This is a genomic window from Sphingomonas sp. BK036 (genome assembly GCF_004216825.1).
Lineage (GTDB): Bacteria > Pseudomonadota > Alphaproteobacteria > Sphingomonadales > Sphingomonadaceae > Sphingomonas.
The window spans coordinates 775797-788948 of sequence record NZ_SGXR01000003.1; the positions used below are offsets into that span (position 1 = coordinate 775797).

The 13152-nt window shown below is 68.1% G+C and carries 7 protein-coding genes; 1 reads left to right on the top strand and 6 read right to left on the bottom strand.

From position 1 onward, the window contains the following. Nucleotides 1–24: 24 nt before the first annotated feature. Both EV283_RS03720 and EV283_RS03725 read right to left on the bottom strand, forming a co-directional pair. Nucleotides 25–2154 (bottom strand): glycosyltransferase, encoded by a 2130-nt coding sequence (locus EV283_RS03720; RefSeq protein ID WP_130322751.1) that lies wholly within the window; start codon nucleotides 2152–2154, stop codon nucleotides 25–27. Further along, complete coding sequence (locus tag EV283_RS03725; RefSeq protein ID WP_130322753.1) at nucleotides 2151–6410, bottom strand: glycosyltransferase; 4260 nt, start codon at nucleotides 6408–6410, stop codon at nucleotides 2151–2153. The genes EV283_RS03720 and EV283_RS03725 overlap by 4 nt, the downstream gene beginning before the upstream one ends. Nucleotides 6411–6556: 146 nt before the next feature. On the opposite strand from EV283_RS03725, the gene EV283_RS03730 reads away from it, so the two are divergent. Next, entirely contained in the window at nucleotides 6557–7897 is a 1341-nt protein-coding gene (locus tag EV283_RS03730; protein ID WP_165391686.1) for a class I SAM-dependent methyltransferase, read from the top strand. Nucleotides 7898–7916: 19 nt separating this feature from the next. Here EV283_RS03730 and EV283_RS03735 read toward each other — a convergent pair whose 3' ends face one another. The 4 genes from EV283_RS03735 to EV283_RS03750 are packed head-to-tail and all read right to left on the bottom strand — an operon-like array spanning nucleotide 7917 to nucleotide 13144. Beyond that, entirely contained in the window at nucleotides 7917–9194 is a 1278-nt protein-coding gene (locus EV283_RS03735) for a glycosyltransferase family 1 protein (protein WP_130323888.1), read from the bottom strand. Between the two features lie 23 nt (nucleotides 9195–9217). Beyond that, entirely contained in the window at nucleotides 9218–10453 is a 1236-nt protein-coding gene (locus tag EV283_RS03740; protein ID WP_130322757.1) for a capsular biosynthesis protein, read from the bottom strand. Next, on the bottom strand, nucleotides 10453–11985 hold the full coding sequence (locus EV283_RS03745) for a beta-3-deoxy-D-manno-oct-2-ulosonic acid transferase (RefSeq protein ID WP_130322759.1): 1533 nt from the start codon (nucleotides 11983–11985) through the stop codon (nucleotides 10453–10455). Before EV283_RS03745 ends, EV283_RS03740 begins: the two co-directional genes overlap by 1 nt. Beyond that, nucleotides 11975–13144, bottom strand: a complete 1170-nt coding sequence (locus tag EV283_RS03750; protein WP_082445039.1) for a lipopolysaccharide biosynthesis protein — start codon at nucleotides 13142–13144, stop codon at nucleotides 11975–11977. Before EV283_RS03750 ends, EV283_RS03745 begins: the two co-directional genes overlap by 11 nt. Nucleotides 13145–13152 lie beyond the last annotated feature (8 nt).

Sequence of the window (13152 nt, forward strand, 5' to 3'; positions counted from 1 at the left end):
CGCTCCCGCCGCGCGGTGGTTTTGCTAGAAGCGCACCTTCTCCACGCGCCACGGATCGGGCGCCGCCGACCGGTCGATGAACGCGAGGATCTCGCTCATGCCCGGCTCGCGCAGGCCATCGAACGCCGCGCCGCCCAGCGCCCATTGCGGATTGATGCTTGGGTCGATCGTGAGTGCGTCGCCCCAGGTCGCATGGATGTCCGCGAGCTCGGCATCGTCCCACGCCGCCTCGTCCACGGTCCGCGTGCGACCGCGAGTCTTCGATTCATGGTGGAGCAGCTCGATCTGCGGGGAATAGCGCACCCGGTATCCCGCCGCGCGCGCGCGAAGGCAGACGTCGATGTCGTTATACGCGATCGGCAGGCGTGCGCAGTCGAACCCGTCGATCTCAGCGAGCACGTCGCGCCGCATCGCCAGGAACGCGCCGGTCACCGCCGCCGCATCATGCTGCGTCACGTATCGCCCGCCCGGCCCCGGATCGTCGAACGCCGCATGCCGTCCGGCGTGCAGCGGCAGCCCCTCGCCCGTCCCGAGCACGATGCCGGCATGTTGCACGGTCATGTCGGGGTAGAGCAGCCGGGCACCGACGATCCCGCACGGCGGATCGGCCAGCAACCGGTCGAGTTCGACGTCCCAGCCTTGCGTCAGCATCACGACGTCGTTGTTCGCGAACACCAGCAGGTCACAGTCCGCCACACGCGGGTCGGCGATGCCGAGCATGTTCGCGCGCGACCAGTTGAACGGTTCGTCCATCCTGACGACGGCATGATCGGACCGCACCGCGCGTGCGGCGAGCAGCGCCTGCGTCGCCGCCTCGCGGCTCCGGTTGTCGACGATCACGAAAAGGATCCGGTCGGGTATCGCCGCGGTCGCGATCAGGCTGTCGATCGCCTCGGCCAGCATCGCGGCGTGATCGCGCGTCGGCACGATGATGGCGATGCGCGATCGCCGCGCGTCGGACGAGCCTGATGCGATCGGCGTCGCATCGGGCGCGGCCAGGCGCCCACTCCCCTCATCAAGCACCGAGGCGAGGATACGCGGAACATGCGCAACCGGCGCCTGCGCCACCCGCGCGGCGTGGAGCATGGCGGCGCGCAGATCGGCGCCCGAGCGCGTGCCACCGCTGGACGGCATACCCGCGAGATCACCGCGCACCGCCACCAGCCGGGGCGGGACCGCCGCGCGCAACGACGGATCATCGACTCCGTAGAGGACGGGATCGGCATGACGCTGCCCGCGCGCCCAGTGGCGCCGCACATGGTCGTGATCGCACGTCACCGCCCCCGCGCCCGACCGCAGCGCAGCATAACGCAGCCACGCGAGCGCATGCGGATGCAGGATCGTGCCCGCATCGATACCGATCGTCAGTCCGGCGCGCTCGGCGTGATCGTCGGGATCGTCGGGATCGTCGAACCCGAACCGCGGATCGGTGAGCGTCATGCTCGCCACGGGATGATCGGCGATCCCGGCCGCATCCACCAGTCGCGCCGCCCAGGACAGATCCGACTGATCGAGCAAGCCGGTCAAGGTGGCGCGGACCGCGGTTGCCGTCGCCCCGCCGCAGTCGATCATCAGCGTGATCGGCGGCAAGGGATCGTCGCCCCCGGTCGCGGGCGGCGGCGGCCGGATCGCGACATCCGCGCGGAACCGGTCATACGCCGCCATCGGATAGGCCGAGGTCCCGATCCAGGCGCGCAGCGCATCGTTCGCGTCGGCCAGCGCCCCCGCCACGGCATCGAGCCGCCGCCACATCGCCTCGCGATCGATCGTCGCCGCCGGAATCCGGTCGCGCGCGCCGAGATGGACGAGTTCGCCCAGCGCCGACTCGAGCTGCGGATCGAGGCGCAGCGCCTGCGCATAGGCTGCGACCGCGCCCGCACGATCGTTCTGCATCTTGAGCAGATGCCCGAGCTGCAGATGCGTATCGGCGCTGAACCGGTCGATCGACAGCGCGCGCCGATACGCATCGCCCGCCGCCTGAAGGCCGCCCGATTCCTTCAGCGCATGACCCAGCTGCACCCAGAGCCCGGCGTTGCGCGGCTGCACACGGAGCACGCCGCGATAGGCCTCCGCCGCCTCCAGCCAGTCGCGACGGTCGCGCGCCTGATCGGCGCGCGCCACCAGCGCGGCGACGCCGTCCTCCGCTGCGATCACGCCGCTCCGACGGGAGCAACGGCGATCCGGTCCGACAGGCGCGTGGTGAACGCCTCCATCGTGAACATCGCCTCGTACACCGCCCGCGCCGGCGCGCGCACCGATTCGCGCAACGCGCGGTCCTCGATCAACCGGGTCAGCAGCGCGGCAAGATCGGCGATCCGCGCGGTCGGATAGACGAAGCCCGACACCTCATGCTCGATATAATCCGACGTCCCCGTGCAGTCGCTGCACACGATCGTCTTGCCCAGTGCCAGCGCGTCGGACGCGACCAGCGGGAGCGGATCGTCGCGCGACGGGACCAGCACGATGTCCATGTCGGCGAGGCAATGCCAATAGTCCGGATGCCCCTTCTCGCCGTGGAAGTGGATACCCTCCTGGTGCTGCCACGTGTGGCGGACCTTGTGCTGGAAATCGGGATCGTGGTCGCGACCGTAGAAATTGAGCGCGGCGCCCGCGCGTATCCGGGGAGGGATCATCGCAAAGGCCTGCGCGGCGATATCCTGCCCCTTGCGCGGCTCGAACGATCCGAACACGCCGATCCGGACGCGGTCGGTCTGCGCCGGGATCGGGTATAAGGGCTTGGGATCGGCGATCCCGGTTTCCAGCAGGCGCGACGCGACGCCGTGCCGGCGCAGCACCGCCGCGGTTCGCGTGCTGACCGCGAGGATGTTGCGCGCCGATGCCAGCGCCGCGCCGAATCCGTGCGTATCGCGCACCATCTCGTCGATCAGCCCGGATTCGTGGATGTACCAGCGCACCTCGGTTTCGGCATCGAGCTGCTGGACGACTCGCCAGCCGATCACCGTATTGACGATGACGGTATCGAAATTGCGCGCAAAGTCATGGACGCTCGAATGGCCGGTGAGCGCGAGCGAATCGATGATGACGGGGATATCCGCCTCGGTCAGACGCGCTCGCATCGGCCCGTCGGTCGGACACGTCACCACGACGAACGCGCCCGATTGTTTCAACGCGATCGCCATGTCCGCCGCGACGCGCGGCGCGCCACTGTTGGTCAGGTCGTGCGAGACGATCAGGATGTCCGGCCCGGTGCCCGTATAGCGCGCTCTGGCGGGGTGGATCAGATAGGGTTCCTGCGAATCGACATAGCTGATCCCGCTCATCATCGGCGGGAAATACGGATCGTCCGCGATCAGCGTCGGAAAGCGCTTGAGCAGGAAGATGTCCGCCTTGCTCTTCTTCCAGCGCGATCCCGCCGGCAGGTCGGCATCGCCGCCGATCGAGGCATGGCCGATATGGATCAGCTCGGCATGCGGCGTATAGACCAGCCGGTAACCGGCCTCGCGGATCCGCAGGCTGAGATCGACGTCCGAATGCGCGATGCCGACGTTCGGCGCATCCCACCCGCCAAGCTCGCGGAACAGCCCGGTGGGCATCGCGCAACACGCGCCGCACATCAGCCCGACGTCGCGGGTCGACTGTGCCAGGTTGAAATGCGTCGAACTGTGCCGCGGAAAGGCGTGGAACGTCGTCCCCGTCAGCCGCCGCAAACCGACCGCCATGCCCGCATATTGGATACGCCCATTCTCGTAGAGCAGCTTGGGGCTGACTCCGCCGACCCCGGGCCGGACGAGTTGCTCGAGCAGCGCCTCGATCCAGTCGTGCGTCACGACCAGCACGTCGTCATTGTGGAAGACGACATATTCGCCCTGCGCGACCGCGGCACCGGCATTGCATTTCGCCGAGAAATTATACGGCGCATCGAACAGCGCGAAGCGGATACGCGGACCGTCGATCCAGTCGCGACACTGCGCGGCGGTCCGCGAATTGGTGACGATCACGATCTCGTACCGGTCATAAGCGGTCCAGGCGACGATCGACATCACCGCCCGGACGATATGCCCGGCATCGTCGGACGGAATGATGATCGAGACGAGCTGGTCGAACGCCGCATAGTCGGCCTGCGCGCGGTTCGATGCGGGCAACGCGACCGCGCGACCATGCCAGCCGCGACGATCCATCGCCGCCTGGACCGCACCGATATTGGTCCGTCGTGCCTCGGGCTTGCCGCCGCTCGCCGCAGACCCTTCGATCATGCGCCAGCCATACAGGACATCGCGGATGTGGTGGACGACCGGCGCGGTCTCCGAGATCCGCAGCGCGAGGTCGTAATCCTGCGAGAAATCATAGGCGCTGCGAAAGCCGCCGACCGATCGGACCAGGCTCGATCGATAGACGGAGAGATGCCCGGTATACATCACCGACATCAGCAGCGACGGACTCCAGTCGGGCTTGGTCAACAGTTCGTCGGGCTGGTCGTCGACCCCGATCTTGCACTCGTCGCTGTAGAGCCAGTCGGTGTCGGGCGCCGCCGCGATCCGCCGGGCGACGATCTCGAGCGCATCGACGGTCAGCATGTCGTCATGATCGAACAGCGCGACATAGTCGCCGGTGGCGAGGTCGAGCGCGCGGTTGGTGGCCGCCGCGATCCCGCCATTGCGGCGAGCGCCGGCGAAGGTGATCCGCGGATCCGCCGCACAGAACCGCATCACGACGTCGGTCAACGCGGTCTCGCGCGAACAGTCGTCGACGATGCACAATTCCCAATTGGCATAGGTCTGGGCGAGCACCGACAGGATCGCCCGCTCCAGATACACCACCGGCGAGCGATAGATCGGCAGCAGGATCGAGATTTTCGGCCCGTCCGTCACCGCACCGACACGGTCGTGATCGAGGCGGAACCGGCGCGCCAGGTCGCGCTGGCCGGCGCGGTAGCGCTCGAGCAGCCCCGCGGGCGGAAAACCGTCTTGGTCGTCGCCGGGCGCGACCGCGTGAAGCGGCAGAACGCCGAACATCGCCACAACTTCACTCGCGGCGGCCACCGTCGCATGCTGCAAGTCGCGGACCGCGGCATCGAGCAGCGCCGGATCGCGGCGCAGCAGTTCGAGCTTGGCCATCGCATACCGGTCAGGGGACGGGCGGGCGGCGGACGGGCCGTCGTCACCCGGCGCGATACGCCCGACCAGCCGTTGCAGCAGCCGATCGGCCGCGGCGATCCGCTCGTCGGCGGGCACCGTCGGCTCGAGGCGTAGCGGCGGCGGCCGGACGCCGAACTCGGACGGATCGAGCGAGTCGAAGGTGGCGCAGGCAAACGCCTGGTCGCGACCCATGAAATGCACGTACAGTTCCAGCGCGCTCTCGCCGCCAACCGGCGATCCCCCGAAGGTGTCGAGGATGCGGGCGGCCTGGAACCCCTCGATCGGCGTGACGTCCGCGGCATCGCCATGGTCGAGATAATGGCCGAACGCAGTCTCGGTCTCACCGATGTCGGGCATCGCCTCGCGGTAGCGGGCCGCATCGAACAGCGGCGTCGGCGCGATCGCCTCGTATGGCGCGCGCGTCAGGTAATGGAGGACGGGGATAGCACCGTCGCGAGCCGATTCGGGATAGCGTTCGCGGTACCAGCGTCCGGCAAATAGCGGGTGCGGATCGAGCCCGTTCGGACCGCCGACCTTGAGGAAATGATCGAGCAGGTTCGCGCCCGGCGGCAGGTCGCCCATCACCTGCGATCGATAGAAGCGGCTGTCGAACAGGCGGTGCGGCTCATGCCCCTCGGGAGCGCCAATCGTCGCATAATGCTGCGCCGCGTCCATGCCCGGGGCGACCCCGTAGCGCTGCCGGTACCAGCGTTCGTCGAACAGCGGCGATTGCGCGATGGCGTCGCCGCGATCCGCAGCCGGTTCCGCGGCTCGATCCGCCGTCGGGTCCGCGGGGATATCCGGCGTCGGCGCCGGTGCCAGGAGATCGGTGGTCAGAACGACCGGGTCCCGTGTCGGATCGGCGAAGAAGGCGCCGCGCGCGACCGCGATGTCCGCCGCCAGCAGCGGATCCTCGAGCTCGGTCGCTGCATCGGCATTGGCGTCCAGCGCATAGCTCGCGACATAGGCGAAGCACGCCGCCGCCTGCTGGCCGCGCATCTTGTGCAGATGGCCGATGTTGACGAGCAGATCCGAATCGCGCGCATCGATCCTGTAGGCGGCGTGATACGCCTCCATCGACGCGGTGAAATCGCGCGCCTCCTTCAGCGCATGTCCCAGTTGCACGTGGATCGCGAAATCGCCGGGATTGAGTGCGACATGGTGGCGATAGGCCTCGATCGCGCCTGCCCAATCGCGTGCGTCGCGCGCGGCATCGCCCGCGACCCGGTGGACCGTTCGGTCCCCCGATCCCGACCCGGCCCTCGATGCGGCGCCCATCAACCGACCGAAGCCCGTCCGGAATACGTTGTTCATCGATCTCTCTAATTAGGGGCCTGAATCGCCCTACTATAAGATCAAGACCGGCGAAGGATACAACCCATCCAAGTATAGTCGTACAATTTTGGGGCACCGTTCCTTCAGCGCGTGACGCGTTCCTCCTTCGACGCTACGACCTGCTGATGCAAACTACGCCCTCCTTGTCATCCAGCGCCGAAGCACTTGAGATAGACGCGGGTCCGTTCGACTTCTGGCCCCCTCGAACGAGCCGAATTCAAGGACTTGGCGGCACCGAACCCTCGGAAGATCCGGCCTATGTCTTTCATACGCGCTACATTGCGCTGGACAGCGCGACGGTCCGCTGCTCGCTCGTCTTCACCGGCCTGACCGCAACGCTCGGCTCGATGGTCGTGCGGGTGAACGCCTTGCCGCTCGACGGATCGCGCCCCGCCGAGACGATCAAGACCTGGCCGATCGCCGTGCGCGAGATCGTCGCGGCGGGTGGCACGATGCGCCTGACGTTCGATGCGGTCGACGGCATGCAATATGCGGTGCTCGGGCATCTCTATTCCGACACCGATGCCGCCGCGCAGTCGTTCAGGGTCGTGCTCGAAACGGCCGCGCACCAGCCGCATTTCGAGAAGCAGGTCGAGGCGGCGCGCAAGTCGATCTTCGGCCAGCGCGTGTTCCGCCGCGCCTCGCGACTGCTCGCGCCCGGCAAGGCGACGCTCGCCGATCCGGTCTCGCAGACCTGCACCGCGTCGCAGTTCAACGAGCCAGCCTACGACCTCTGGCTCGACCGGCTGAAGCTCGCCAAGCACCGCCATCGCAAGCAATGGGAATTCGTCTACATCCTGCAGACGCTCGAGCGCTACGGCATGCTCAAGCCCGGCGCGCGCGGTCTCGGCTTCGGCGTCGGCATCGAGCCGCTGCCCGCGGCGATGGCGGCGATGGGGTGCTCGGTCGTCGCGACCGATCTCGCCTCGGACGACGCGCGCAGCCGCGACTGGACGCTGACCAACCAGCATAGCGACGGGCTCGACCAGCTTCGCTATCCCCAAATCTGCGCGGACGACGTCTTCGACCGGAACGTCGCGTTCCGCGTGGCCGACATGAACGCGATTCCCGCCGACCTGCGCGGGTTCGATTTCACCTGGTCCTCCTGCGCGTACGAGCATCTGGGGTCGATCGAGGCGGGCCTCGATTTCGTCCGCAACGCGGTCCAGTGCCTCAATCCGGGCGGGCTGGCGGTGCACACCACCGAGCTCAACCTCACCTCGAACGATGCGACGATCGACAGCGGCGGCACCGTCCTGTTCCGGCGGCGCGACTTCGAGCGGCTCGCGGTCGATCTCGTCTCGCGCGGGCATTTCGTCGCGCAGATCAAATATGATCTCGGCGACACGCAGCAGGATGCCTATGTCGACGTGCCGCCCTATTCGGCGGACAATCACCTGAAGCTCGCGCTCGGCCAATATGTCACGACGTCGTTCGGGATCATCGTCCGCCGCGGCGATCGCTGAACGACGCGCCGCCCGCAGGTCAGCCCCGCACCATCGCCCCCACCGAATCGATCGTCGCCTCGACCACGTCGATATGCTCTGCCCAGCTGACCGGCCGCCACTGCGCCATCCGGTCGAGCTGGGCGGCGCGGCGCGGCGATCCGGGGCGGGAATAGGCGATCACCGCCTCCAGCCACCCCAGCCCGTCGAGCGGATCGAGATAGTCGGGGGTCTCGCCGCCGACCTCGCGCAACGCGGCGATATCGCTGCAGATCACCGGCACCCCGGCGGCAAGCGCCTCGCTGACCGGCATCCCGAACCCTTCGGCGAACGACGGCAACAGCAACGCCTGCGCACCGCCGAGCATCGCCTGCATCACGCGATCGGACATGTCCGACGCTTCGATCACATGCCCCGACAAGGCGGTGCAGCGTTCGATCATGTCGATCGCATTTTCATTCTCCCACCCGCGCCGGCCAATCAGCACGAGCTTCGGCGCCGCACTGCCCAGCGTCTCGACCAGCCGGCGCCAGACGTTGAGCAGCAACAGGTGGTTCTTGCGCGGCTCGATCGTCGCGACGCACACGAAATAAGGAGACTCGGGACTCGCCGGGAGAATCGTCGACCGGCTGGTCGAAGGCAGCTCGGCCGGGTCGGTCCCCAGATGCGCGACCCGGATCACGCGGTCGCTGCGCGCGTCGGTCAGATGCGCGCCGACCGCCGCGATCGTCGCCGCCGAATTGCCGATGATCCCGCTGGCGTGGCGGTCGATCGTCCGCATGACCTTGGCGTGTCGCGCCTGACCATCGCTCCGCGCGAATTCGGGATGCGTGAGCGGGATCACATCGTGGATCAGCGCGATCAGCCGAGCGCGTTCGCGTTTCAGGATCGCCGCGACCAGGTCGGTATCCTCGAGATGATGATGCGACGCCTGGAGATAGATGCGCCGCCGATCCGCCGTCGGCACCGGTCGCGGCCGCAGCGCCAGCAGGTGCCGGTTGGCGGCGGCGCGCACCGCCTGCGGATCGAACGCGTCGGGATTCTGCCACCGCGCATCGGTGAAGCTGAGAAACTGCCGCACGGCCCCCACCGGCAACCGCCCGTAATAGCCCCCCGCCGGATGCACCGCGGCAAAGGCCAGCCTGTCCGGAATGCGGTCGAGCAGCTCGCGTGCATAGACGAACTCGACCCGGTCGATCCCGGTCGGCGTTACATGATAGGAACGACTGAGCAGGCGCGACAGGTCGAGCACGACCTCCGCGTCCTCGCTGGGGCGTCCGCCGAGCCATCGCGGCACCCAGGTCCGGGTCAGCAGCATCGGCGCAAACGCGCGGAACGGCTTCAAACGCCGGCCTCGGGGTGATCGACAGGGTCGGCGCCCGTTAGGCGGCGCACGGCATGCCGGACGAGCATCGCGATCCCCTCGTCGCTCAGATATCCGCCGGGGATCAGGCAGCGATCGATCAGGACTCGCTTGAACGCCTCGTACAGCTCGGTATCGACCGGCGGCGGATCGGCCCAGAACGTATCGAGCGGCTCGCGCCGGACGATCCCCTCGATATCGTAGATCGCGTCGCCGAGCACCGCCACCGGCACCCCCGAATTCAGCGCGAGCGTGCCGACCGTGCTGTTGACGGTCACGACCGCGCGGGCCCTGGCCACCAGCTCGGATATGTCGCCGTCGCCGATATAGAACACACGGTCGGCGATCCCGTAGCGCTGCGCCTCGCGGCGCACGAACCGCCGCCAGCTCGTCAGCCCGCCATCGAGCGGATGCCGCTTGACGATCAGATTGACTCCGGGCGGCGCCGACCGCGCGAAGCTCTTGATGATGAACCGCAGCGCCGCGCACATATCGCGGAACGGCGAATGGACGCGGATCTGGTAATCCGAATTCAGCTGCAGCGGCAGCGCGAAATACGGCAAATGGCCGATCGCCGCCATCGTCGCCGCCGACCGCCTCCGCTCGCGCTGCCTGGTGAGGAAATGCACCGCCCAGCCGAGCGCCTCGCTGAGCATCCCGGCCGAGCGGTGCGACCGATAAAAGGGGTAGAGCGGCCGCGTGAGCGCGCTGGCGATGGTGTAGCGGCCGGTCTCGCGCAGTCGCCGGGCAAAGCTTGACGGGACGGGTCGCGCCGGGGGGATGGCGCCCAACCGGTTCGCCTGTTCGCGATACCAGTCACCATCGCGCGGCAAGGTCGAATTGCCGTTCACGCCGTCTTCCTGCAACGTCATGAAATCGGGGCGGATATACCCCTCCTCGACCACATGCACGCGGATGCCGCGCAGCTTGGCCATGCCGTGCGCGGAGGCGTGGTACGGCCTGCAATCGCCGAAGAGGATGACGTCGGTGACCTGATGATCAACGACAAAATCGTCGAAGAACAGCGGCCAGCCCTTCAGCGAGCTGCGGTAATCGGTCGACACGCCGCTCCAGTCGGCGCGGTCGCCGCCGTTCAGGTTGATCCGGCGTATCGCATGCCCCTCCATCGCAAGCGCGGAGGCGAGCTGATCGAAGAAGACGCCGTGCGGTCCCTGCAGAAACAGGAACGTCTGTCGGCCGGTGGTCGCCGGCATCAACGGAGCCCCGCCGACAGCAGGACGCCGCGATGCCGAAGGCGGCCGAGTGCCCGGCGCAGCAGCGTGAAAGCGGTGTCCGATCGCCCCTGCCCCGCCGCGATCCGGCCGATCAGCGTTTCGACGTCGCAGAACACGCCGGTCACCGGATCGATGTAGCGCGGGTACAGGATCAGCGCGCCCGCGACGAGCTGATCGAGCGTCAGCCTGCGCGCTCGCCGGTCGGGCTGGTCGACGAGATCCTCGGTAAGACCCCAGCCGGCATAGAAAGGGCGTCCATGGACGGTCACCGGGCGACCGCGCATCAGCGCCTCGAACCCGGTCAGCGATGTCAGGACATGGACGGCATCGACGCGTTCGACGAGCGAGAGCAGGCCGCTGTGCTGGTCGATCCGATCGACCGATGCGGCGGCGGTCGCAGCCGACAGATGCCCCTTGCGATGGCCGGCGACGACATCGGGATGCGGGCGATAGACGATAAACGCATCCGGCTCGCACGCCCTAACGCGCGCCAGGAACGCGATGTTCGACGTCACGCCCGCGCCGCCGCAGAGCACCGAGCGATCATCCTCGACCTGCCCGATCGCCAGGACGCAGCGTCGGTCGGGCAGCGGCGCGACCGTCCCGGCATCGATCCCGTATTTACCGATCCTCAGATCGCAGATCATGGCACGCAGACGGCGCGCGCGCGCGATCAGCGCGTCCGGAAACGCGTGAGTCTGCAACAGGATTTCGAGATCGCTCGGCGTGCCGGGATCGTAATAGACGCCGCGCGTGTCGACCGTCACCGAACTCGGCACGCGGCCATCGGCGCCAAGCCCGCTCGACCGGACGAAGCCATCCTCGACGATGTGAAGGTCGAGCCCGGCGGTCGCCACGTCGCGCGCATAGTCGGGCGGCATCCGCGACGCCCAGCCGGCGATCGCGCGGCCCGATCGGCGCGCGGCGGCCAGCGCCTTTTTCGGGGAGAGGTCGGCGGGGCGCGCGCGTCCGTCCCACAGGAACCGGCCGATCGCGGTGCGCTTCCACATCGCCATGCCGGTCATCACGCCGATCCTCCGGTTGGCGTCGAGCGTCCGGCGCCACTCCGCCAGCGTGGCGATCGTCTCGGCCAGCGTCGCGGGCCGATCCTCGAACGGATCGTGGCAGGCAAACGCGGTCAGTCGCTCGAGGCAGGCGCGTTCGATCCGCGCCGGATCGACGATCCCGCCCATGCCGTCGCGCACCTCGACCTGCGACAGCCAGGCGACGATCGCAAGGTCGTCAGCGGGCTCCGCCTGCACCGACGCGGCGGTCGCGACCTGAGTCCAGGGATCGCCGTCGCCGTCCCAGAACGCGCCGCCTACTCGCGCCGTGCGCAACGCGTCCACCGCAAGACGAGCCTCCGCAAGGCTGGGTGGCGTGCCGCCCGCCACGGTGATCGTCACCGGCGCCGCCCAGGGAAAGGGCGGCGCGCGCAGCAACGGTACGATGCTGACCGCGCGCGCCGCCACGGTGGCGCGAGACGGTGCGTGGTGGATCTTAGCTCGCATGTTCCCGCACACCCGCGGCGACCAGCCAGCCAAGGCCGTACAGCACCATCAACGCGATGAAGAGCGTCAGCAACGACAGCGCGCGCTTGGGATATTCGGAGCGGACCGGCATGTTCGCATCGACGATCCGGACGACATAGAGCTGCTGGCGGACCGCCTGTTGTCGCGCCGCTTCGAATGCCGCGGAGGCCGCGTCGTAGCGCTTCGATAGGAACTCCTGCTGCATCCGCAGCCGCTCGTAATCGCCGAGCCCCGCGGCGATCGCGTTGCCGCCGCCGGCGAGCTTCGCGGATTGCGCCGCGACCTGGCTCTGCAGCGATCGGACCTGTTGCGACAGCGCGGCATATTGCGGATTGCGCGTGCCGATCAGGCTGACCGTCGTCGCGAGTTGCGAGCGCGCGGCGGACAGTTCGGATTCGAGCTTCGACACCAGGCCGATCTGCGCTTCGGCGGTGCCTTGCGGGTTCACGTCGCGGCTGTCCTGCCGGAAATTGGTCATCCGCGACTGGACCTGCGTCAGCGCCTGCTCGGCTTCGGCGAGTTGCTGGCGCGACAGCTTGACCGCATCGGCATAGGACCGGACGTTCATCGTGTTGACCTGGCCCTCGCCCAGTCCGAGCAGCTTGCGGGCGATGACATAGGCATCGGTCGGGCGGAACGCGCGGACCTTGAGCGTCGTGATGCCGGTGTCGGTGTCGTAATGGACGTCGACCTGCTTGCGATAATATTTCAGCAGCGCTTCGGGCGTCGGATCGGCGGAGGGCAAGCGGCTCAGTCCATCCGCCTCGGGACGGCGGAACCGTGCGATCAGCGCGCTCTGCCGGCGCAGCGCGTCGACCGCGTCGTGCGACAGCAGGAAGTCCGCGACGCTGTTCGCCTCGCCCTGCCCGCCACCACCGCTGCTGCCGCTCGCGCCGAGCAGCTTTTCGATGCTCGACCCGCTCGATGCGGGCGCGCCCTGCGCACGGACCAGGTAATGCGCCTCGGACTCATACTGATCCGCGGCGAAGCCGTAGAGGTAGAGCGCGGCGGCAAGGCAGGGGAACACGACCACGACGAAGAACCAGCCATAGCGCGTGCGGGCATCGCGCCATCGCTCCCCGAGGCTCGGCATCGCCTCCGGTTCGGCGGTCGCCGGCGACATGAAACCGTGCGTCATGATGTTCT